At 61.8% G+C, this 22,072-nt stretch carries 23 protein-coding genes; 16 read left to right on the forward strand and 7 right to left on the reverse strand.

What is annotated here, in order from left to right; genetic code table 11:
- Positions 1–83: 83 nt before the first annotated feature.
- Positions 84–236, forward strand: coding sequence for a hypothetical protein (locus tag ACVILI_RS20205; protein ID WP_019858284.1), 153 nt, complete (start codon positions 84–86; stop codon positions 234–236).
- Between the two features lie 57 nt (positions 237–293).
- Here ACVILI_RS20205 and gyrA read toward each other — a convergent pair whose 3' ends face one another.
- Positions 294–3,098, reverse strand: a complete 2,805-nt coding sequence (gene gyrA / locus ACVILI_RS20210; protein ID WP_019858285.1) for a DNA gyrase subunit A — start codon at positions 3,096–3,098, stop codon at positions 294–296.
- Positions 3,099–3,308: 210 nt separating this feature from the next.
- Here gyrA and ACVILI_RS20215 point away from each other — a divergent pair, with 210 nt between their 5' ends.
- Both ACVILI_RS20215 and ACVILI_RS20220 read left to right on the forward strand, forming a co-directional pair.
- A complete protein-coding gene (locus ACVILI_RS20215; RefSeq protein ID WP_457102576.1) occupies positions 3,309–5,012 on the forward strand; it encodes a SulP family inorganic anion transporter in 1,704 nt (567 codons plus the stop codon).
- On the forward strand, positions 5,009–5,632 hold the full coding sequence (locus ACVILI_RS20220; protein WP_010909621.1) for a ParB-like protein: 624 nt from the start codon (positions 5,009–5,011) through the stop codon (positions 5,630–5,632). The genes ACVILI_RS20215 and ACVILI_RS20220 overlap by 4 nt, the downstream gene beginning before the upstream one ends.
- A 74-nt stretch (positions 5,633–5,706) precedes the next feature.
- Here the strand turns inward: ACVILI_RS20220 and ACVILI_RS20225 are convergent, their stop codons facing one another.
- On the reverse strand, positions 5,707–6,573 hold the full coding sequence (locus ACVILI_RS20225; RefSeq protein ID WP_019858287.1) for a helix-turn-helix transcriptional regulator: 867 nt from the start codon (positions 6,571–6,573) through the stop codon (positions 5,707–5,709).
- Positions 6,574–6,658: 85 nt separating this feature from the next.
- Between ACVILI_RS20225 and ACVILI_RS20230 the strand changes: the two genes are divergently transcribed.
- From ACVILI_RS20230 to ACVILI_RS20245, 4 genes are all read left to right on the forward strand, one after another.
- Positions 6,659–7,189 carry a hypothetical protein gene (locus ACVILI_RS20230; protein WP_038646944.1) on the forward strand — a complete coding sequence of 177 codons (531 nt, stop codon included), beginning with the start codon at positions 6,659–6,661 and terminating at the stop codon, positions 7,187–7,189.
- A gap of 257 nt (positions 7,190–7,446) precedes the next feature.
- A complete protein-coding gene (locus ACVILI_RS20235) occupies positions 7,447–8,574 on the forward strand; it encodes an acyltransferase family protein (RefSeq protein ID WP_038646945.1) in 1,128 nt (375 codons plus the stop codon).
- Positions 8,575–8,794: 220 nt separating this feature from the next.
- Complete coding sequence (locus ACVILI_RS20240; RefSeq protein ID WP_010909625.1) at positions 8,795–9,424, forward strand: MarC family protein; 630 nt, start codon at positions 8,795–8,797, stop codon at positions 9,422–9,424.
- Positions 9,425–9,432: 8 nt separating this feature from the next.
- Complete coding sequence (locus tag ACVILI_RS20245) at positions 9,433–9,810, forward strand: nuclear transport factor 2 family protein (RefSeq protein ID WP_038646948.1); 378 nt, start codon at positions 9,433–9,435, stop codon at positions 9,808–9,810.
- A 35-nt stretch (positions 9,811–9,845) separates the two neighbouring features.
- On the opposite strand, the gene ACVILI_RS20250 is transcribed toward ACVILI_RS20245, so the two are convergent.
- Complete coding sequence (locus tag ACVILI_RS20250; protein ID WP_019858295.1) at positions 9,846–10,271, reverse strand: OsmC family protein; 426 nt, start codon at positions 10,269–10,271, stop codon at positions 9,846–9,848.
- 114 nt (positions 10,272–10,385) lie between these two features.
- The gene (locus tag ACVILI_RS20255) at positions 10,386–10,901 is read right to left on the reverse strand and encodes a single-stranded DNA-binding protein (RefSeq protein ID WP_019858296.1); all 516 of its coding nucleotides are present in this window, start codon (positions 10,899–10,901) and stop codon (positions 10,386–10,388) included.
- A gap of 228 nt (positions 10,902–11,129) precedes the next feature.
- On the opposite strand from ACVILI_RS20255, the gene ACVILI_RS20260 reads away from it, so the two are divergent.
- The 9 genes from ACVILI_RS20260 (at position 11,130) to ACVILI_RS20300 (ending at position 19,972) form a co-directional block, all read left to right on the forward strand.
- Positions 11,130–11,444, forward strand: coding sequence for an ArsR/SmtB family transcription factor (locus tag ACVILI_RS20260; RefSeq protein WP_019858297.1), 315 nt, complete (start codon positions 11,130–11,132; stop codon positions 11,442–11,444).
- Between the two features lie 14 nt (positions 11,445–11,458).
- Complete coding sequence (locus ACVILI_RS20265; protein WP_038646950.1) at positions 11,459–11,929, forward strand: SRPBCC family protein; 471 nt, start codon at positions 11,459–11,461, stop codon at positions 11,927–11,929.
- A gap of 22 nt (positions 11,930–11,951) precedes the next feature.
- Positions 11,952–12,557 carry an ATP-dependent Clp protease proteolytic subunit gene (locus ACVILI_RS20270; RefSeq protein WP_019858300.1) on the forward strand — a complete coding sequence of 202 codons (606 nt, stop codon included), beginning with the start codon at positions 11,952–11,954 and terminating at the stop codon, positions 12,555–12,557.
- A gap of 467 nt (positions 12,558–13,024) precedes the next feature.
- Positions 13,025–13,279 carry a hypothetical protein gene (locus ACVILI_RS20275; protein WP_223217726.1) on the forward strand — a complete coding sequence of 85 codons (255 nt, stop codon included), beginning with the start codon at positions 13,025–13,027 and terminating at the stop codon, positions 13,277–13,279.
- Between the two features lie 702 nt (positions 13,280–13,981).
- Complete coding sequence (gene uvrA / locus ACVILI_RS20280) at positions 13,982–16,903, forward strand: excinuclease ABC subunit UvrA (protein ID WP_010909632.1); 2,922 nt, start codon at positions 13,982–13,984, stop codon at positions 16,901–16,903.
- Positions 16,903–17,313, forward strand: a complete 411-nt coding sequence (locus tag ACVILI_RS20285; RefSeq protein ID WP_019858302.1) for a DUF302 domain-containing protein — start codon at positions 16,903–16,905, stop codon at positions 17,311–17,313. Before uvrA ends, ACVILI_RS20285 begins: the two co-directional genes overlap by 1 nt.
- Positions 17,310–17,774 (forward strand): GNAT family N-acetyltransferase, encoded by a 465-nt coding sequence (locus ACVILI_RS20290; RefSeq protein ID WP_038646954.1) that lies wholly within the window; start codon positions 17,310–17,312, stop codon positions 17,772–17,774. The genes ACVILI_RS20285 and ACVILI_RS20290 overlap by 4 nt, the downstream gene beginning before the upstream one ends.
- Before the next feature lie 59 nt (positions 17,775–17,833).
- Positions 17,834–18,640, forward strand: a complete 807-nt coding sequence (locus tag ACVILI_RS20295; RefSeq protein ID WP_038646956.1) for a DUF72 domain-containing protein — start codon at positions 17,834–17,836, stop codon at positions 18,638–18,640.
- Positions 18,641–18,823: 183 nt separating this feature from the next.
- A complete protein-coding gene (locus ACVILI_RS20300; protein WP_240565010.1) occupies positions 18,824–19,972 on the forward strand; it encodes a GGDEF domain-containing protein in 1,149 nt (382 codons plus the stop codon).
- Between the two features lie 145 nt (positions 19,973–20,117).
- Here ACVILI_RS20300 and ACVILI_RS20305 read toward each other — a convergent pair whose 3' ends face one another.
- The 3 genes from ACVILI_RS20305 to urtD all read right to left on the reverse strand — a co-directional run bounded on the left by ACVILI_RS20305 (position 20,118) and on the right by urtD (position 22,072).
- The gene (locus tag ACVILI_RS20305; protein ID WP_019858306.1) at positions 20,118–20,294 is read right to left on the reverse strand and encodes a hypothetical protein; all 177 of its coding nucleotides are present in this window, start codon (positions 20,292–20,294) and stop codon (positions 20,118–20,120) included.
- A gap of 266 nt (positions 20,295–20,560) precedes the next feature.
- The gene (urtE, locus tag ACVILI_RS20310; protein ID WP_013895283.1) at positions 20,561–21,256 is read right to left on the reverse strand and encodes an urea ABC transporter ATP-binding subunit UrtE; all 696 of its coding nucleotides are present in this window, start codon (positions 21,254–21,256) and stop codon (positions 20,561–20,563) included.
- A 69-nt stretch (positions 21,257–21,325) separates the two neighbouring features.
- On the reverse strand, positions 21,326–22,072 hold the full coding sequence (gene urtD / locus ACVILI_RS20315) for an urea ABC transporter ATP-binding protein UrtD (protein WP_038646958.1): 747 nt from the start codon (positions 22,070–22,072) through the stop codon (positions 21,326–21,328).

Here is a 22,072-nt window from a genome sequence, read left to right on the forward strand (position 1 = left end):
CACGCAGCGTTCACTAGGTTGCACCTTAATAAGATGAAACCAAAATCCCATCTATCCGTTGTAAGGCGCAGGAGAACACGCAAATGCTGATCTACATGCTCGCCACCGCAATGACAGTCGCCATGCTGATCGCCACCGTATTCGGGCTGCATCAGGAGGCGCAACGCATCCGCGTCAAGGCAACCACCAAGCGCTTCGAAGGCTTCGGCCCCCGCAAGCCGTATCGTCACTACTAAGTCAGTTCTGGACTTGCTGCCGCGCCGGCCGATGGGCCGGCGTTGCTATGTCTGGACTTACTCAGCGCCGTCTGGACCAGCGTCCGTCCCGGGAGCAGACTCCGAACTGCCCTCAATGGTCTCTTCGCTTTCCTCGTCCGATTGCGGCTCGGAAATCCGCTCGACCGAAACCACCTTCTCACCCTCGGCGGTATTGAAGATGGTCACGCCCTTTGTGGCGCGGCTGGCGAAACGGATGCCGTTGACCGGCACCCGGATGACCGTGCCGCCATCCGACACCAGCATGATCTGATCGTCATTGCCGACCGGGAAGGTCGCCACCAGCTGGCCGATCTCGGCCGTCTTCGACACGTCGGTGGCGCGGATGCCCTTGCCGCCGCGCCCAGTCAGGCGGAAATCGTAGGACGACGAGCGCTTGCCGTAGCCATACTCCGTTACCGTCAGCACGTACTGCTCATGCGCCTTGAGGAACTCGTAGCGCTCGTCGGAAAGCTCAGCCTCCTCGCCGACCTCTTCATTGGTCAGCGCGATCTCTTCCTCTTCACCGGCCGCGATGCCAGCGGCAGCCCGCCGTTCAGCCGCGGCTCGCTTGAGATAGGCGGCGCGTTCGGCGGGCGGCGCATCGACATGCTCGATCACCGACATAGAGATGATGCGGTCGGTCTCGGCCATGGTGATGCCCCGCACGCCGACGGAATTGCGACTCTGGAAGACGCGAACATCGCCGACCGAGAAGCGGATGCACTGGCCGGAGCTGGCGGTCAAAAGCACGTCGTCATTGTCGGTGCAGGTCTCGACGCCGAGGATTTCGTCGCCTTCCTCCTCCAGCTTCATGGCGATCTTGCCATTGCGGTTGACCTGGACGAAATCGGACAGCTTGTTGCGGCGCACGGTGCCGCGCGTGGTGGCGAACATCACGTCGAGTTCGCCCCAGCTGGTCTCGTCCTCGGGCAGCGGCATGATGGTGGTGATGCGCTCGCCCTGCTCGAGCGGCAGCATGTTGATCAGCGCCTTGCCGCGTGACTGCGGGTTGCCGATCGGCAGCCGCCAGACCTTTTCCTTGTAGACGATGCCGCGCGAGGAGAAGAACAGCACCGGCGTGTGCGTGTTGGCCACGAACAGCCTTGTGACAAAATCCTCTTCCTTGGTCGACATGCCGGAGCGGCCCTTGCCGCCGCGGCGCTGCGCCCGGTAGAGCGACAGCGGCACGCGCTTGATATAGCCGGAATGGCTCACCGTCACGACCATGTCCTCGCGCTGGATCAGGTCCTCGTCTTCCATATCCGCGCCGCCGTCGGTGAGCTCGGTGCGGCGTGGCGTGCCGAACTCGTCGCGCACGGCGGCAAGCTCGTCCTTGACGATCTGCTGGACACGCGCCCGGGACGACAAAATGTCCAGATAATCAACGATTTCGGCGCCGATCGTGTTCAACTCGTCGGCGATCTCGTCGCGGCCGAGCGCGGTCAGGCGCTGCAGACGCAGTTCGAGGATGGCGCGCGCCTGTTCCTCGGACAGATTGTAGGTGCCATCCTCATTGATGCGGTGGCGCGGATCGTCGATCAAAAGGATCAGCGATTCGACATCACCCGCGGGCCAGCGTCGCTCCATCAACTGCTCGCGCGCCGTCTGCGGATCCGGCGCGGTGCGGATCAGCTTGATGACCTCGTCGATATTGGCGACGGCGATGGCAAGACCCACCAACACATGGGCGCGGTCGCGCGCCTTGCGCAGCAGGAATTTCGTCCGCCTTGTGATGACCTCTTCGCGGAAGGAGACGAACGCCTTCAGCATGTCGGTCAGGGTCAGCAGTTCCGGCTTTCCGCCATTCAGCGCCACCATATTGGCGCCGAAAGAGGTCTGCAGCGGGGTGAAGCGGTAAAGCTGGTTGAGGATGACGTCGGCGACGGCGTCGCGCTTCAGCTCGATAACGACGCGATAGCCCTGGCGGTCGCTTTCGTCGCGGATGTCGGAAATGCCTTCGATGCGCTTGTCGCGCACCAGTTCCGCCATCTTCTCGATCATCGAGGCCTTGTTCACCTGGTAGGGGACCTCGGTGATGATGATCGATTCACGGTCATTGCCGCGCTGTTCGATGTTGACCTTGCCGCGCATGACGATCGAGCCACGGCCCGTAGAATAGGCGCTGTAGATGCCGGAGCGGCCAAGCACGATGCCGCCGGTCGGGAAATCGGGGCCAGGAATGATCTCCATCAGCGCCGGCAGGTCGATCGCCGGATTGTCGATGATGGCGATGGCGCCGTTGCAGACTTCGCCCAGATTGTGCGGCGGGATGTTGGTGGCCATGCCGACGGCGATGCCGCCGGAGCCGTTGACCAGCAGATTGGGAAAGCGCGCCGGCAGAACCTTCGGTTCGGTGTCCGAGGCATCATAAGTCTCCTGGAAATCGACCGTGTCCTTGTCGATGTCCTCCAGAAGCTCATGCGCGACCTTGGTCAGCCGCGATTCGGTGTAGCGCATGGCCGCCGGCGGGTCGCCGTCGATCGAGCCGAAATTGCCCTGCCCGTCGATCAGCGGCACGCGCAGCGACCAGTCCTGCGCCATGCGCACCAAGGCGTCATAGATCGAGGCGTCGCCATGCGGATGGTATTTACCCATCACGTCGGCGACCGGGCGGGCCGACTTCACATATTTGCGGTTCCAGTGGTAACCGCTCTCATGCGCCGCATAGAGAATGCGGCGATGCACGGGCTTCAGGCCGTCGCGCACGTCAGGCAGCGCACGGCTGACGATCACGCTCATGGCGTAAGAAAGATAGGAGCTCTGCATCTCCTCGATGATGGAGATCGGCTCGATGCCGGTGGGGCCGCCGTCGGCGCCGCGCGGTGTCTTTTGGTCGGTCAAATCGGATCACAATCTAATCAGGAATCACTGACCGCTTATATAGGAAGCAAGGCCGAAACTCCAATGTCCGCGGCACTTTTCCAGTGTCATTTTTGGTGGTAATTTCAAAAGGATACCACTGATTGCGACGATATGGCCACAACGCTTTTCGCCGCCACAAGGCAAAAGCCGGCAATGGACCAACTTTCCCACGCGAAAGCCGCAAGCGCCATGAGTTGGCGCCGGTGGCTGCCTTTGCAGGCGCTGAGCGGCTGGCAGCTCCGGGATCTCAATGGTGATCTGATCGCCGGCCTGACATTGGCGGCGATCGCCATTCCCGAGCAGATGGCAACGGCCCGGCTCGGCGGCTTTGCCCCCGAAATCGGTTTTTTCGCTTTTGTCGCCGGTTCGGTGGCGTTTGCCCTGTTCGGCGCCAATCGTCACCTCTCGGTTGGCGCGGATTCGACCATCACGCCGCTGTTCGCCGGCAGCCTGGCGCTGCTCGCCACATCCGGCTCGCCGCATTATCTGGCACTGGCGGCCATGCTGGCGTTGATGGTCGGGCTGATCGTAACCTTGAGCGGCGTCTTTCGCCTCGGCTGGATCGCCGATCTCCTGTCGGTGCCGGTTACGACAGGTTTTTTGGCCGGCATCGCAGTCCATATCATCGTCTCACAGATGCCCGGACTGCTCGGCCTGCCTGCCGAGAGTGGAGAAACCTTGCGGCGTGTCGGCGAGATTGCCGGCAATCTCCATCTCACCAATCCCTGGAGCCTGGGGCTCGGCCTCGGCGTGTTCGCGATCGTGTTCTGTTCGGAACGGATCAGCGCCCGCATCCCAGGCGCCCTGATCGGCATGGTGCTTGCCACGATTGCGGTCGTCGTCTTCGGCCTCAGGAATCACGGCGTCGAGGTGCTTGGCGCTCTGCCAAACGGCCTGCCGGGCGCCTATTTGCCGGTGACGAGCCTCGGCGATGTGCAAGCGCTCGTTCCGCTGGCGCTGCTGATCGCCATTGTCGTCATGGTGCAGACGGCCGCCACCTCGCGGTCCTTCGCCTCGCAACAGGACGCCTCGCCCAACGTCAACCGCGATTTCGTCGGCGTCGGCGCCGGCAGCATTTTGTCGAGCCTGTTCGGCGCCTTTGCCGTCAATGCCAGCCCGCCGCGTACAGCCATCGTCTCCCAGTCGGGTGGCCGCTCTCAACTGTCCGGCCTCACTGCCGCGGCCATCGTGCTGGCGCTCGGTGCCTTTGGCGGCGCCCTGCTCGCCAATGTTCCGCAGGCCGCCTTGGCCGGGGTCCTGATGTTCGTTGCCCAGCACATATTGCGCTGGAAGGTGTTCGCCGGCGTCTATCGACAAGCGCCGGTCGAATTCGAGTTGATCCTGGTCACCATGGCGGCAATCGTCGTGTTGCCGATCGCAACCGGCGTGGCGGTGGGCATCGGCCTGTCGCTGCTGCATGGCATATGGAGCGCGACGCGCACGGAGCCTATCGAGCTCGAACAGGTGCCGGGCACGTCCGTCTGGTGGCCTCCGGCCAAGCCCAGCGCTGGCGAACAACTCCCGGGAGTGCTGGTCGTGGCCTTCCAGGCGCCACTGTCCTTCGTCAATGCCGATCGCTTCAAGCGCGGCGTTTGCGACCTTGTCGATGCCAGGGACGAAACCGTGAAACTGGTCGTGCTGGAGGCCAGCAACATCGTCGAAATCGACTACACCGCCCCGCAGGCCCTGATCGACACCATCCTTCATTGCCGCAAGGCGGGCGCGGTCTTTGCCATAGCGCGGCTGGAATCGCTGCGCGCCCAGGCGGCGCTGGCGCGGTTCGGCATTGCTGAAATGGTGGGCCCGCAACGTATATTCCACAGCGTCGACGCGGCGATCAAATCACTTAGTCCGGGAAAACAGCAGCAGCAAGGACAGGATGGAGTGTCATGATCGACCCGCGAGAACCCATTGTCACGCCGGTTCCCGTCGAGGAATTGAGGCCGACGCAGATAACGGTCGGCATGCGGGAAGTTGCGTTGAAGCGCCAGATGATCCGGGAGCAGGACGCCAAGAAGAAGACCGGCGCTTTTCTCGGCAAACACATGGTGCCGGTCGTGTTGGGTCCCAAGAATCGCAACTACGTCACCGATCACCATCACCTCGCTCGCGCCCTGCTCGAGGAAGGCGTCAAGGACGTGCTTGTGACCGTGATCAGCGACCTGTCCGCGCTCGACAAGGACACGTTTCTTTTCGTGCTCGATAACAGAGGCTGGATGCACCCGTTCGACGAGAGCGGCCGGCGCCGCGATTACTCGGCTATTCCCAAGACAATCGGCGAACTGATCGATGATCCTTACCGGAGCATGGCAGGCGAACTGCGCCGGATGGGCGGCTTTGCCAAGGACACGACGCCGTTCAGCGAATTCATCTGGGCGGATTTCCTCCGTCGGCGCATCGATCGCAACGCGGTTGCGAAGAACTTCGACAAGGCGATGAAAGAGGCACTCAGCCTGGCCAAGGGCAAGGACGCGGACTATCTGCCGGGCTGGTGCGGCCCGACCTCGGACTGAGCCTGCCTCGGCCTAATGCATGTCGCCCAAAAGTGACCTCGGTTTTGGGAGAACGACATGCATAAAAACAAAACCTAAAGCGCGTCTCGACGCGCTTTAGGCGCGCGTATGACGATGCGGCCCGATCGGCTGGCGCGATAATCGCCCGGCGTCTGACCCATGACCCGTCGAAACCGGCGGTTGAACGTCGACAGGTCGTTGAAGCCGGCGTCGAAGGCGATCGCCGAGATCGCGTCGGCGGACAGGCGCAGCCGCAATGCCGCACGGTGCAGGCGGGTCTTCAGCAGGAACTGGTAGGGCGTCATGCCGGCGACCTGCCGGAAAATGCGCAAGAAATGATAGGGACTGGTCGCCGTCTCATCCGCCAGTGTCGACAGCGAAACCGGCCCGTCGGCATCCAGTTCGATCCGCCGCACGGCGTCGGCCACCCGTTTCTGATCGCGGCGGCTAGGTCCGCGCCTAGTGGATGTGGCGCCGGAAACCGTGGCCACAGCCGCGGCGGCAATGCGCAGGGAAAGTTCCTCGAAGGCACCCTTGTCGGCCATTTCGCGCGCGGCCTCCGCCTCGGCCAGCAAAGGCGCCAGGGCGGGCAAGGGCGGCAGGCGCGGCGCTTCGAAGGCAAGCGTGCTCGCGCCCGGCACACCGGCGATGATCCGTTCCATGTAGACAGGCTTGAAATGGAACGAGAGACAGCGGTCGCCGCTGCCATGTTCGTGCCCGCATTCATAGCAGGTGCCGGAATTGCCGAGCAGCAGCGCGCCGGGCGCCATCATGCCCGTTCCCTGCTGCGCGCGGTAGCGGAACGTGCCGCTGGTGACCGCCGCGATACAGAAATCCCGATGGGCCTCCTCGAACGGCCGGTCGCCCGCGCCGGCCGTGCAGATCACATCCGCCACATGCCAGCCGGGTCCGGATGCGAGAGTGCGGGTCGTCGCTGCCATGGCCGAAATATAGCAATTTTTCCCAAGCCCAGAACCCCGTCAGCGCCTACTCCTCGCGGTCTCCTGACAGAAAGAGACCACAGTCATGTTTGACCCCTTTGCCGAAGCCCTGCACAGTCCCGGTCCGATCGGCGGGCTTGCCGAAAAACTGGACCTTTACGGCCGCTTCGTCGGCGCCTGGACTTTCGACGCCTCGCGCCACCTCGAGGATGGCACCGTGCTGACCGGGCGTGGCGAGGTGCATTTCGGCTGGGTGCTCGAGGGCCGCGCCATCCAGGACGTCTGGATCCTGCCCGCACGGAACATCGGTTCCCAGCCGTCCCTCGGCAAGTGGACGTTCTACGGCACGACGCTTCGGATCTATGATCCCGGCGCGGACGCCTGGCACATTTTCTGGAGCGATCCGCGCAATCAATATTTCAGCCGCCAGCTCGGCCGGGCCGAGGGCGACGCGATTGTGCAGGTCGGCGCCGACGGCACCGGTTCCTCGGTGCGCTGGAGCTTTTCGCGGATCACCGAAGATTCCTTCCGCTGGCTCGGCGAGCGCTCGCACGACAATGGCGCGACATGGCGGCTGGAGGTCGAGTTCCTGGCGCGGCGCGTTGCAACAGCCTGAACCAGCAACCTCTTGTAACGATAGGGAAAACCATGTTCGATCATATCTCGATCGGCATCCGCGACGCCATTTCCTGATTGTACGCATGAGAAATCCCTTCCGCCCGGCCCGCGCGGGCAGATTCCATGTCGAACTTTTCAGAAGTGGCGAGCTGGCTTGGCCGGCCCAATTGTGAAAAAGAAACTGCTGAGACGACGCGCGTATTGAATCGGCGACGGGCGACGATATAGGGTCGCCCAAGGCTGGGTTTTTCTCCAATGGCCAAGAACGCCGAGATTGAAATTCTGCGCGCGATCTCCATCCTCATGGTGATCACTGCGCACGTTCCGTTCATACTGGCTTGGGAATCGGCGTATTGGTGGCCTGTATTCAGGGTAGCTAATTTTTGGGCTGGCGTGGATATCTTCTTCGCGATATCGGGATTTGTGGTCACTGCCACGCTACTGCGCCATATCCGGTCTGAAACGCCCCTCATCGCCTTGAAGTCGTTTTGGATCCGGCGTTTCTTTCGTCTCGCCCCGCTTTCCTGGATGACCTTGGCTCTCTCGATAGTGTTGGCCGCCACCTGGAACGGGTTCGGCTTTTTCGGCAGCCCGCAGAACAATTTCTACGACGCCGTGGCGGTTGTGATCTACGTCCAGAACTGGCACTTTTTCCAATGCCTGTCAGCCGGCTGGAAGACATGCGGCATCAACCTTCATTTTTGGTCGCTGTCCTTGGAAGAACAGTTCTATATCACCCTTCCGCTGGTGTTCATCTTCTCGCGTAAATGGCTTGCAGCGATCTGTGCTCTCCTCATCGTCATCCAGTTTCCGCTTTACCGACCCAACACCTCATGGCTTTGGATCACGCGGACCGATGCCATCTCATGGGGCGTCCTGATCGCGCTGTTTTCGCAGCATGCCGACTATTGGCGACTGGCTCCCACCATCTTTCGCCACCGCCACATCGGTCTTCTCTTCGCGGCGCTCGCCATCACCGCCATTTGTTTCTTGTCGGGCGGACTGATCGTTTCGTTCTATGTCGGGTTGATAGCTCTGCTGGCTGGCTCTCTGGTCTGGATCGCCTCTTATGATCGAGGCTACCTGTTCCGAAACGCGGAAAACCAACGTCTGCTGCTTTGGATCGGTAAGCGCTCCTACGCCATCTACCTTTTCCACTCCATAGCCTTCAGGCTGGTCAAAGAGGGCAGCGCCCGCTACGCCGGCAGTGCGGAAGCCATCCGGAACTCGGCGCATTCCGTCGTTATTCTGGCGGGGGGGCTCATCCTCACCGCCGCCATCGCCGAGATCGCGTGCCGCCTCATCGAAGCCCCATTCCAGACAAAGGAACGAGCCATGGCGCAGCGGATAGTTGCGCCAACGACTGTTGCCGTCCCGACTTAATTTCAGGGCCTAACGGCCGCACCGTTGTTATCGCCGATTGGCCGGCATCGGAGGAATCTGTCTGCCTTGGCGACCCGGACGGCTATCGCCTGGAGGCCTATTGTAGCGCGCTGCCGGCTAACCCTGTTGAGCTCCGCAGTTTCGCAGTCAAGACAGTTCCCACCGACCGGGCTTTGCTCTACCAATGCGAAGCGGGCTCGGCCCGGCGGGAGGGTCAGCGATGCCGAGTTTCGACAGCCTGTTCAATGCCTTCGTCACCATTCTCGTGACCATCGATCCGCCGGGGCTAGCGCCGCTGTTCCTCGCCGTGACGCGCGGCATGAACCGCGAGGAGCGCCAGCAGGTTTCGGTCCGCGCCTCGGTCATCGGCTTCCTGGTGATGGCGCTGTTCGCGGTTGCCGGCGCCTCGATCCTGTCGGTGTTCGGCATCACGCTGCCGGCATTCCGGGTCGCCGGCGGTTTCCTGCTGTTCTTCATTGCCTTCGAAATGGTCTTCGAGCGGCGACAGGACCGCAAGGAGAAGATCGGCGACGTCGCCATCACCAAGGACATGATCCACAACATCGCCGCCTTCCCGCTGGCGATCCCGCTGATCGCCGGCCCCGGGGCGATTTCCGCGACGGTGCTGCTCTCCGGCTCGTTTCAGGGCTTTGCCGCGCAGGCAGCACTTGTCGGCATCATCTTCGTCTGCCTCGCCATCACCTATCTGGTGTTCGTGCTGTCGGAACGCATCGACCGCATCCTCGGCCAGACCGGCCGCTCGATCCTGACCCGCCTGCTCGGCGTCATCCTGGCCGCACTGGCGGTGCAGTTCGTGGCCGACGGCATCAAGGCTCTGATGGCGGGGTGAGGTTGAGAATGGCTGTCGATCCCAGGATTGTCGAACTGGAGTTGGCATTGCTGAAGGCGCCAACCCGCTCTGATCCGGGTTTTCTTGACGCCGTTCTCGACGACCGCATGATCGAGTTCGGCAAATCCGGTTTCGAATATGACAAACGATCGATCCTGGCGGCGCTGACGGATTCGAAGGAACAGCCAGCGCCCGACGATCATTTGGAGATGACCGATATCGGAGCGGTTCAACTGGCTCCGGAGGTCGTGCTTCTCACCTATCGCCTGCGACCCAGAGCAGAAAGCGCAGTCGCGTCGTTACGCAGTTCTATCTGGAAACATTGTGACGGGAATTGGCGACTGGTGTTCCACCAGGGAACTCGTGCAGCTTCGACAGCCTCATGAGTCAGGCAGGTGATTCCAGGTAAGTGCCGCCTGCCCTACTTCGCCGCCGTATCAATCACTTCAAAATCATGCGTGATCGTGGCCGTCTTGGCCATCATGGCGGAGGCCGAGCAGTATTTTTCGATCGAAAGATTGATCGCGCGCTGAACCTTGTCGGACGACAACGCGCGGCCTCTGACGATGAAATGCATGTGGATGCGGGTGAACACCTTTGGGTCGGTCTCGGCCCGATCGGCGTCGAGTTCGACGATGCAGTCCTCGACCGCCTCGCGACCCTTTTCCAGTATATGAACGACATCATAGGCCGAGCAGCCGCCGGTGCCGATCAGCACCAGCTCCATCGGGCTCGGACCCGGCGTCTTGCCTTCAGGGCCAGGTGCCGTTCCCAGCACCACCTTGTGGCCGCTGCCGGACTCGCCGATGAAGGTGCGCTCTTCGACCCACTTTATCCGTGCCTTCACCGCCCTGTCCTTTCAGTCCTTTGATCCCAAATCAACAATGCAAAACCCCGAAAGTCCATGCGGGACCCTCGGGGCGTATCGATCACACAACGTCGGCCGTTTGGTTGCTTTCGATCAGAAGGGGATCTCGTCGTCCAGCTCGCGCGACGAACCGCCGCCACCGCCGCCCCTAGGTGCGCTGCCGCCACGGTTGAAGCTTTCGTTCGGGCCGGACTGGCCGAAATCGGAACCGCGGCTGCTGCCGCCGGAATAACCACCGACCTGGCCGCCCTCACCCTGGCGCCCGTCGAGCATCTGCAGTTCGCCGCGGAATCTCTGCAGCACGACTTCCGTCGTGTACTTGTCAGCGCCGGTCTGGTCCTGCCATTTGCGCGTCTGCAGCTGGCCCTCGACATAGACCTTCATGCCCTTCTTCAGATACTGCTCGGCCACCTTGGCGATGCCCTCATTGAAGATGACGACATTGTGCCACTCGGTCTTTTCCTTGCGCTCGCCGGAATTCTTGTCGCGCCAGCTTTCCGACGTGGCGATACGGATGTTGACGACCGGCTCGCCCGAGTTCAGGCGGCGGATTTCAGGGTCCGCGCCGAGATTGCCGACCAGAATGACCTTATTGACGCTACCCGCCATGATTTTTCTCCGCGCTCATCCGAGAAACAAATTTTTGTCGCAGCACCTTACAGGCTACGAACGTCAGCCGCCTGCTAAGGCTGGCTTTTCCCACAAGGTTTTTGTTCCCTTTTCGTTCCTATATGCACTGCTGCTGATTGTCAAGGAATGGCAACAATGCCCGAGCCCATCATATGGGATTCAAAACAGCGCTTGCCAAATCAATAAGTATCGACTTATGCTTTTGTCATGATCGAAGCAGAAATTTTCCGCGCTTTGGCCGACCCGACGCGCCGCGCCGTCTTCGAGCGCCTCGCCGCAGCTGAGATGAGCGTGTCGGAATTGCGCAGCGGCCTGACGGTTTCGCAGCCGGCAGTGTCGCAGCATCTGGCGGTGCTGCGTGGCGCCGGCCTGGTGATCGAGCGGCGGGCCGGCCGCAACGCCTATTATCGTGCCGATCCGCAGGGGCTTGCCCCCTTGCTCTCCTGGATCGAGCGCTACCGAACCTTCTGGCCGGAGCGCATCGAAAGGCTGAAGACGGTTTTGAAGGACATGGATCAATGACGAGCGTGGGATCAATGAACGCAGGAAACCAGAGCGAAGCGACCCCGGATGTGCTCGAGTTCGAATACGACCTTGCCGAACCGCCGGAAAAAGTATGGCGGGCGCTGACCGTGCCTGAACTGCTCGCCGCCTGGATGATGCCGAACGATATCAAGCCTGAGACCGGCAGTCGTTTTGCCTTCGCCGGGCAGGACACTGCCATCGAATGCGAAATCCTCGACGCCGAGCCGGAGCGCTTGCTGCGCTATTCCTGGCGTGAGCAGCCGGGCGACGCTGGGGATCCGTTCGACAGTGTCGTCACCTTCACGCTCGCCCGCACCGTTTCCGGCGGTACGCATCTGCGCATCGTCCATGACGGTTTTGCGGGGAAAGCGATGCCTGCCGTCGCCATGGCCGGCGCCGGCTGCCGGCTCTCGCTTGGATTGCAAGGGCGCGCAAAGCCTGTCGCCGCGAACATACCGAACACCCTGCTGCTCGCAGCCTGAACACGGAAATCGGAGACGAAAAATGAGTGGTCTTGCCAGTCTGGTGCCGATGGTGATCGAGCAATCGAGCCGCGGTGAACGCGCCTTCGACATTTTCTCGCGGCTGCTGCGCGAGCGCATCATCTTCATCAATGGCGAGATCAACGACGATGTCTCGGCGCTGGTTTGCGCGCAGCTTTTGTCATTGGAGTCAGATAATCCCGACAAGGAGATATCGCTCTACATCAACTCGCCGGGCGGCGTGGTGACCAGCGGTTTCGCCATCTACGACACGATGCAGTACGTCAGTTGCCCGGTATCGACCGTGTGCATGGGGTTCGCCGCCTCGATGGGCTCGTTCCTGCTGATGGCGGGCACGCCGGGGCGCCGCATCGCGCTGCCGAACGCCACCGTTCTGCTGCATCAGCCGTTGGGTGGCTTCCAGGGCCAAGCTTCCGACATCCAGCGCCATGCCGAGCGGATCGGCAAGACCAAACAGCGCATGGCCGAACTCTACGCGCAGCATTGCGGCCGCAGCTATGAGGAGGTCGAACGCACGCTCGACCGCGACCATTTCATGACCGCTCGCGAGGCCCAGGCATGGGGCATTGTCGACCATGTCTTCGACACCCGCAAAAAGGCGGCATGAGGCTGATTTTGGTCATCAATTAAATGCAGATGCACTAAATGCAGAAAATAGTTTTTATCACCTATCAATGAATTCGGCGCTATTGAATCCGTTGAATTATCAACAGGGGCATAAATGCCAAAGCCTAACGATCCAAACAAACGAGCATTACGCGCTATATTAGCTATAGCAGGAATATGCATGGCATTTTTCTTGCTAGTTAATGTTCCCGGAGGGTATGGATGTCTGGCGCGTGGCGGCGACGTGCGAATCGAAGGTATATCCATTCGCTGCTACATGGATTTTAGCAACTGGCAACCAGGCCAGCCAGCACGCCCTGTGTCAGACTAATATAGAAATTTGAAGACTTGAAGCCTGATCATCACATTGAAGGCTGACGGCGTCGCATCCATTTCGCCGCCGCTGGTCTGGTTTCGCAATGAGCGCCGCACTATAGTCATGCCATGCGCTACCGCCTGAACAGACTCATGACAGCCATTGCGATCACCGCCGCGACGTCCGGCGGGGCTTTTGCCGCGGACAATACCTCCCAGGCACAGAAAGGCGCCCTGCCCGGCGTGAACGGTGATTATCGCATCGCCAAGCCGGCTCCCCAGCCGGAACCCGACGATGCGTTCCCCAGCAACGGCAACGGCACGTTCAAGATCGGCGATACCGATGTCAGGATTTCCGGCACCATCACGGTCGATATGGCCACGGGCGGGTTTAAGCCCCCAAGGTGAGCAGCCCCTCCGCTGGGCCAGTTCAGCCATTTCCTCAAACGAACAGCCCCGCCGTGCCTTAGGCAAACGGACGGGGCTTTTCTGGATCTCAAATCCATATTTTGCCGGAGTGTACTGCCGGCGTTTGATTTCGGATGCTACGCGGCGTCAGCCGACGATCCGACTAGCAGTCTCTGATTTTTGGGGAATACGGCAAGTCACGGTTTGTCGGGTGGCGCAAACGCTAAACCCTGGCACTTATGCCTGCCGCGGCTCCAACGAGGCGTGGAGCCCTTGGGGACTATCCGGTGGCGTCATGCTCCGCTCCTGTGTCCGTTGCGACATTGTCGTAGCGAAGCGCAAATCGCAAATACCTGCGGCGTCTCGCAGGCCGCCTTGGGGCGGCGAGGCCATCGAAAGACGGCCGGCTTCGCTGACCTCAGGAGACTGCTCCCCTGAGCCGGCCACGTCAACCTTCAATAGCCGGTTACGGAAAATTGTGATCGCCGGGAGGTTACGTACAGGTCAGGTTTCTGCACAGCTTTGTCAGGAGCGTGTTCGGCCTTTGTTCTTTCTGCTTGCCCCTTCGCGTGAAAGGCGGTTAAACGACTTCTGTCGGGAATTGTGGCGTCTCTCGACGTGGCGGCAAAAACACCTACATAGGGGATGGCCGGGACAATCCCGCCAATCCCACGAATTCCAGATCTGAGGCGGCGACCGGCGATGGCCGACCATAAATTCCTTTCCATTCGCGGGGCGCGCGAACACAATCTGAAGAATGTCGATCTCGACCTGCCGCGTGACAGCCTGATCGTCATGACCGGCCTGTCGGGCTCCGGCAAGTCGTCGCTGGCCTTCGACACCATCTACGCCGAAGGCCAGCGCCGCTATGTCGAGAGCCTGTCGGCCTATGCCCGGCAATTCCTCGAAATGATGCAGAAGCCCGACGTAGACCAGATCGACGGCCTGTCGCCTGCCATCTCGATCGAGCAGAAGACCACGTCGAAGAACCCGCGCTCGACGGTCGGCACCGTCACCGAGATCTACGATTATATGCGCCTGCTGTTCGCGCGTGTCGGGGTGCCCTATTCGCCGGCCACCGGCCTGCCGATCGAGAGCCAGACGGTCAGCCAGATGGTTGACCGCGTGCTGGCGCTGGAGGAAGGCACGCGCCTGTTCCTGCTGGCGCCGATCGTGCGCGGCCGCAAGGGCGAGTATCGCAAGGAACTGCTGGAGTTGCAGAAGAAGGGTTTTCAGCGCGTCAAGGTCGACGGCGTCTTCTATGAGATCGCGGATGTTCCGGCGCTCGATAAAAAATACAAGCACGACATCGACGTCGTCGTCGACCGCATCGTCGTGCGCGGCGATCTGGCCACGCGCCTTGCCGATTCCATCGAGACGGCGCTGAAGCTCGCCGAGGGGTTGGCGGTGGCCGAGTTCGCCGATAAACCGCTCGATTCCAGCCAGACCGGCGAGGATTCGGTCAACAAGTCGAAGAACGAGACGCATGAGCGCATCCTGTTCTCGGAAAAATTCGCCTGTCCGGTGTCCGGCTTCACCATTCCCGAGATCGAGCCGCGGCTGTTCTCGTTCAACAACCCGTTCGGCGCCTGCCCGACCTGCGACGGTCTCGGCAGCCAGCGCGCCATCGACCCCAACCTCGTCGTGCCCGACGAGAACGTGTCGCTGCGCGACGGCGCCGTCAGCCCATGGGCGAAGTCGACCTCGCCCTATTACGTGCAGACGCTCGAAGCCTTGGGCAAGGCCTACAACTTCAAGCTCGGCGACAAGTTCAAGGATTTGAGCGCCGAGGCCCAGGACGCGATCCTGCGCGGCACCGGCGAGCGCGAAGTCACCTTCCAGTATGATGACGGCCTGCGCTCCTACAAGACGACCAAGACCTTCGAAGGCGTTATCCCCAATCTCGAACGGCGCTGGAAGGAAACCGAATCCGCCTGGATGCGCGAGGAGATCGAGCGCTTCATGTCGGCGACGCCCTGCCCCGTCTGCAAAGGCTATCGGCTGAAGCCGGAAGCGCTGGCGGTGAAGATCGGCGGCAAGCACATCGGCGAAGTCACGGAACAGTCGATCCGCAATGCCGACAAATGGTTCACCGATCTGCCTGCGCAGCTCAACGATAAGCAGAACGAGATCGCGGTGCGCGTGCTTAAGGAAATCCGCGAGCGCCTGCGCTTTCTCAACGATGTCGGGCTCGACTATCTGACATTGTCGCGCAATTCGGGCACGCTGTCGGGCGGCGAGAGCCAGCGCATCCGCCTGGCGTCGCAGATCGGCTCGGGCCTGACCGGCGTGCTTTACGTGCTGGACGAGCCGTCGATCGGCCTGCATCAGCGCGACAACACGCGCCTCCTCGATACGCTCAAGCACCTTCGCGACATCGGCAACACCGTCATCGTCGTCGAACATGACGAGGATGCCATCCTGCATGCCGACTATGTCGTCGACATGGGGCCGGCCGCCGGCATCCATGGCGGCGAGATCATCGCCCAGGGCACGCCGCAGCAGGTGATGGCCAACCCCAATTCGATCACCGGCAAATATCTGTCGGGCGCGCTTGAAGTGGCCACCCCCGGGGTCCGGCGTGAGGCGAAAAAGAACCGGCGCCTGAAAATCGTCGGCGCGCGCGGCAACAATCTGAAGAATGTCACCGCCGAGATCCCGCTCGGCACCTTCACCGCTGTCACCGGCGTGTCGGGCGGCGGCAAGTCGACCTTCCTGATCGAGACGCTGTTCAAGGCGGCCTCGCGCCGCATCATGGGGTCGCGCGAACATCCGGCCGAGCATGACCGCATCGAGGGTCTGGAATTCCTCGACAAGGTCATCGACATCGACCAGTCGCCGATCGGCCGCACGCCGCGTTCGAACCCCGCCACCTATACCGGCGCCTTCACGCCGATCCGCGACTGGTTCGCCGGCCTGCCCGAAGCCAAGGCGCGCGGCTACCAGCCGGGACGCTTCTCGTTCAACGTCAAGGGTGGCCGCTGCGAGGCCTGCCAGGGCGACGGCGTCATCAAGATCGAGATGCACTTTTTGCCCGACGTCTACGTCACCTGCGACGTCTGCCACGGCAAGCGCTACAACAGGGAGACGCTCGACGTCCTGTTCAAGGGCAAGTCGATCGCCGACGTGCTCGACATGACCGTCGAGGAAGGCGTCGATTTCTTCGCCGCCGTGCCGGGCGTGCGCGACAAGCTCGACACGCTGAAGCAGGTCGGCCTCGGCTACATCCATATCGGCCAGCAGGCGACGACGCTGTCCGGCGGCGAAGCCCAGCGCATCAAACTCGCCAAGGAACTGTCGCGCAAGGCGACCGGCAAGACGCTCTACATCCTCGATGAGCCGACCACCGGCCTGCATTTCCACGACGTCGCCAAACTCCTGGAAGTGCTGCACGAACTGGTCGACCAGGGCAACACGGTGGTGGTCATCGAGCACAATCTCGAAGTGATCAAAACCGCAGACTGGGTGCTCGACCTTGGCCCCGAAGGCGGCGACGGCGGCGGCGAGCTGGTTGCCCAGGGCACACCGGAAGCGATCGTGCGCGAGAAGCGCAGCTACACCGGCCAGTTCCTCAAGGAGCTGCTGGAGCGGCGCCCCGGAGGCAAGCGCGAAGCGGCGGAGTGATGGCTGGGGATGGTCTCATCACGGTTCAGAGCCGCTTTGGCGTGACCGAAACCATCGACCGCCTTGCTGAGGTGGTCAAGCGTGCCGGCCTGGTCGTCTTCGCGCGCATCGATCATGCCGCCGGCGCACGTGATGTCGGCGCTGCGTTGCGGCCAACCGAACTGCTGATCTTCGGCAACCCCAGAGGTGGCACCCCTCTCATGCAGGACAGTCAGCTTGCCGGCATCGATCTGCCCGTCAAGGCGCTGGGCTGGGAAGATGAACAAGGCAATGCCTGGCTGTCCTACAACGATCCGCACTGGATCGCCGGTCGCCACGGCCTGGGCGATGTCAGCCGCGCTGCAGTCGCGGCGATTGCCACAGGCATGGAGAAGGTGATCGCCGCTGCTGCTGGAATGGATCAGTCATGAGACTTGCCCGCCCTGAAGATCTTGCTGCGATCGTCGCGCTGACGGAAGCCGCCTACGCTCCTTACAACGCCATACTCGAAGCGCCGCCGATCCCGGTGACCGAAGACTACGCGCCGCGCATCGCGAACGGCGAGGTCTGGCTGCTGGAGAGCGGTGGCGAACCTGCCGGAGTGCTCACACTGGAGCGGCATGAGGATCACGCGATGATCTTCTCCGTCGCTGTGTCGCCCGCCTTCCAGCGCAAGGGTTTTGGCACAAAGCTGCTCAATCACGCGGATCAACAGACGCGCTTGTGGGGCCTGCCGGAGATACGGCTCTACACCAATGCGAAAATGGAGCGGAACATCGCGCTCTATCTCGCCTACGGTTATCGCGAAACGGGTCGCCGGCCCAACCCCTACCGGCCAGGATGGGTGCTGGTCGACATGGCAAAACCGGTCGACGAGACCACGACAGCCTGATTTTCTGAACGCGCCCAGACTTCTGAATTTGGCCAGACACCGCACTCGGGAGGACGATAATGAGCAAATCGGGAACAATCCGCTCCGGCATGGGCGGCTGGACCTTCGAGCCCTGGGACACGTCCTTCTATCCGGACAAATTGTCGAAGGCCAAGCAACTGCACTACGCCAGCCGGCAGGTGCCGAGCATCGAGGTCAACGGCACCTACTACTCCAGCTTCAAGGAGCCGACCTTCGTCAAATGGGCAAGCGAGGCGCCGGACGGTTTCGTCTATTCGCTGAAGGGCAACCGCTTCGTCACCAACCGTCGCGTGCTGGGCGAAGCCGGGGAATCGATGATGCGCTTCCTCGGTTCCGGCGTTGCCGCGCTCGGCGACAAGCTCGGCCCGATCCTGTGGCAGTTCGCGCCGACGAAAAAGTTCGATCCGGACGATTTCGAAGCCTTTTTGAAACTGCTGCCGGAGAAACAGGACGGTGTCGCACTGCGTCACGCGCTGGAAGTGCGCAACGACAGTTTCATCGTGCCGGAATTCGCGGCGCTTGCCCGCAAATACAAGGCGGCGATCGTCTATGCCGACCATGCCAAATATCCTGATATCGCCGACATCACCGGCGACTTCATCTACGCACGGCTGCAGACCGGCTCGGACGACAATCCCGATTGCTACACGCCGAAGGGCCTCGACGAATGGGCGGTGCGGGCAAAGACATGGGCGGAAGGCGAGCAGCCGGCCGATTTGCGGCGCGCCGATCCCGCCACCGACGCGCCTGTGCAGCCGCGCGATGTGTTCGTCTACTTCATCACCGAAGGCAAGGCGCGCGCACCGTTCGGGGCGATGGCGCTGATGAAGCGGGTAGCCGGCTGACAAGCATCCGTTGTTGTTCGGCTACATGCTGTAAGCGCATCATCTATGCGTTTTGCGCGTAGCAAAGCGCCTATTCCTGGGCATCTTCGCCACGATCGTAACCATATCGACACTTCCTTGCTGCATGAATGCGGCGACGCCAAGCCGCACAGCTTGAGCCGCCGCCGGCAGGGAAAGAGGGGCATGTCGCTCGACTACACTTCACTTCTGCTGGCCGTCGGTTTCTCCGCCGCTTGCCTGAGCCTGACGTTGTTCGGCATGTGGCTGACCGCCCGCACGGAGCGGTTCCTGCTGACATGGGCGATCAGCCTGGTGTTCGTGGTCGGCGATATCTTTGTCTATGACGCCTATATCGACATGCCCGGGCGCTTGCTCGGCATCGCCACCCTTGCCCTGTTGCTGCTCGGTTTCTCGACCATGCTGGGTGCGGCCTACCAGTTCAGAACCGGCGGCTCGCCGCTGCCGCGAGCACTGTTGGGCTGTGTTTCACTGGCAGTGACGCTGCCTCCCATGGCTCTGGGCTATGATGGCCTTGGCTTCATGTTCGAGAACCTGTTCGCCGCCTTGCTCCTGTTCGCGACGGCATTCGAATACTGGCGCGGCCGCGACGAAGCCCCTGCCCTGACGGTCGGCATCACCACGCTCTACTCGGCCACTGCCGTTTCCTTCATGCTGTGCGCGGCGGTCCTGGCATGGGACGGCAAGCTGGTGCTCGGCCATGCACCAAGCAACTGGGCCGAGGAACTGAGCCTCATTGTCGTCATCGCCAGTATGACGGGTATTGGCGCCCTGTCACTTGCGCTCAACCAGGGGCGTCTGGCGAGGCATCACCGCCGCAACGCGCTCACCGATCCCTTGACCGGCCTGCTCAACCGGCGCGCGCTGTTCGACATGCATGGCCATCTCCCGGTCGGCGCCTTCACCGCCGTGGTCGTCTTCGATCTCGACAATTTCAAAACCATCAACGACGAGTTCGGCCACGCGGCGGGCGACGAGGTGCTGAAGGTGTTTGCGAGCGAACTCGCCGGTAATCTGCGCCAGACCGACGTTGCCGCGCGCATGGGCGGCGAGGAATTCGCGCTGGTATTGAAGCGCACCTTGCCGGAAGCGGTCGAGGACGCGGCAGAGCGCATCCGGACCGCCTTCGCGACACGCCTGATAGAAACCGAAACCGGCTCACTGAGGTGCACGGTCAGCGCCGGTTTTGCATTCGGCAGCAAAGAGGGGCTCAGCTTCGACAAGGTGCTCAGTGCCGCCGACAAGGCGCTCTACGACGCCAAGCGCGGCGGTCGCAACCGCGTCACCGCCTCTCCGTTCCGGCGCGCGAGCTGACCGCGCGTATCATGCCGAGCTGTGACCATTGGATGGGCGAAAGCGGCTCCAATGCATGTCGCCCAAAAGTGGCCCCGGTAGAACGACATGCATGAAATCAAGGACCTAAAGCGCGTCGCAGGAAACCATTCAGACGCGACGCGCTTTAGGCCGCCATCACGATTTCATTGAAAGTATCGAGGTCGACGTAGAACACCTTGGTGATCTCCTCGATCAGGTCGTCGTATTCGCAGCCCTGTGACCTCAAAATGTTGATGGCCGCGATGATGTCGACCCGCTCGGTAAGCCGCCGCTTCTGGTAGTCCTCGACGAAACGTTCCATGGCTGTCCCTTAGCCTGTGTGCCCAAACGCGTTTGAACGACAAAGATCGCAGGAGGGAAGCTAGGAAGCCTTGCTTGCGTGGAACTTGCCGGCCTTCGCCGCGCCCTCGATCTGCGATAACCAGACTGATACGGAAGCGGCCGACTCACAAAGCCAACAAAAGACTAGCATGCCGCCTCTGGCGCGCCAGAGATGCGGATCGCTGGATGAAAGAATATTGGACTTGCCAAGGACTTTGGATCGTCAGCTGAAGTCCAGCACCGATTCTAGACGGTAAGGAACTTGCGGACGTCAGCCCGGTCTAGATCTTCCGCCGGGCCAGTATGGACGATCTGGCCCCGGTCCATGATGTTGACCTCGTCGGCAAGCTCGCGGCAGAAGTCGAGATATTGTTCGACCAGCAGCACCGCGATACCAGCCTGGTCGCGCAAATAGCGGATGGCGCGGCCGATGTCCTTGATGATCGACGGCTGGATGCCTTCGGTGGGCTCATCCAGCACCAGCAGCTTCGGCCGCATCACCAGCGCCCTGCCGATGGCGAGCTGCTGCTGCTGGCCGCCCGAAAGGTCGCCGCCGCGGCGGCCAAGCATCTGCTTCAGCACCGGAAACAGCTCGAAGACATGCGCCGGCACGTTGCGGTCGGCACGCTTCAATGGCGCAAAGCCGGATTCCAGGTTTTCGCGCACCGTGAGCAGGGGAAAGATCTCCCTGCCCTGCGGCACGAATGCGATGCCCGACCGGGCGCGGTCATACGCCGCGCTCCGGTCGAGCGCCTTCCCCTCGAAGGCAACGCTTCCGCTCGTCAGCCGGTGGTGGCCGACGATCGATCTCATCAAACTGGTCTTGCCGACGCCGTTGCGGCCGAGCACACAAGTGATCTTGCCGGCGCCCGCCTTCAGCGAAACGCCGCGCAGCGCCTGGGCGGCGCCGTAGTGGAGCGTGGCGTTGGAAACTTCGAGCATGTCAGCGCCTTCTCCAGAACCGGAGAAACGACAGATCGAAGCGATGAAATTGCACCCGCCAGATCATGCTCATCTCCCCAGATAGACTTCGACGACACGTTCGTCGGCTGAGACGAAATCGAGCGTGCCTTCCGACAGCACCGAGCCTTCGTGCAGGCAGGTGACCTTGACGCCGAGTTCGCGCACGAAATGCATGTCGTGCTCGACGACGATGACCGAATGGTCGCGCGCAATGTCCTTGAGCAGCCGCGCGGTCTCTTCGGTTTCCGCATCGGTCATGCCCGCGACCGGCTCGTCGACCAAAAGCAATTTCGGGTCCTGCGCCAGAAGCATGCCGATCTCCAGCCACTGTTTCTGGCCGTGACTGAGATTGGCGGCCAGCTCGTGGCGCTTGTCGCCCAGCCGGATGACGCCGAGAATGTCGTCGATCTGCCGCGCCTCGGCCGCAGAGCGACGGTGGAACAGCGCCGGGAAGATCGAACGCGGCCCCTTCAGCGCCAGCATGAGATTGTCCTCGATCGTATGGCTTTCGAAGACCGTCGGCTTCTGGAATTTGCGGCCGATGCCCATCATGGCGATCTCGGCCTCGTCATGCCTGGTGAGATCCACCCGGCCGTCGAAGAACACTTCGCCCTCGTCGGGCCGCGTCTTGCCGGTGACGATGTCCATCATCGTCGTCTTGCCGGCGCCGTTGGGGCCGATGATGGCGCGCATCTCGCCCTTGTCGAGGACCAGCGACAGATTGTTGATGGCGCGGAAACCGTCGAAGGAGACCGAGACGCCGTCGAGATAGAGGATGGTGTTCGACTTGCTCAT

This window comes from Mesorhizobium sp. USDA 4775 (genome assembly GCF_054062655.1).